This window comes from Sulfitobacter sp. HI0027, assembly GCF_001634775.1.
Taxonomy (GTDB): domain Bacteria; phylum Pseudomonadota; class Alphaproteobacteria; order Rhodobacterales; family Rhodobacteraceae; genus Sulfitobacter.
In genome coordinates, this window is the sequence record NZ_LWER01000295.1 from 1 (window position 1) to 294 (window position 294).

The 294-nt window shown below is 61.2% G+C and carries 1 protein-coding gene; it reads left to right on the plus strand.

Annotated elements, in window-relative coordinates; genetic code table 11:
* Positions 1-108 precede the first annotated feature (108 nt).
* A partial coding sequence (locus A3722_RS15695; RefSeq protein WP_150120518.1) for a sugar nucleotide-binding protein occupies positions 109-294 on the plus strand: 186 nt, incomplete at its 3' end.

The window sequence follows — 294 nt, forward strand, 5'->3', positions numbered from 1 at the left end:
AAGGGTTGGAGCGTACTGTGCAATGGTATCTCGATAATGAGAACTGGTGGCGCGCGCTGCAGAACCGCGATGGCGTGGGCCAACGGCTTGGCACCAGGGGGTGAGCGCATGACCATCCTCGTCTTCGGCAAAACGGGTCAGGTCGCGCGCGAACTCGCCGCCTTGGAGGGAACAGAATGCTACGGCCGTGATGCCGCTGATCTAGAAACTCCTGAGATCTGCGCCGCCCTGATCCACCAGAAACGCCCCGATGCGGTGATCAACGCCGCCGCCTATACGGCGGTCGATAAAGCA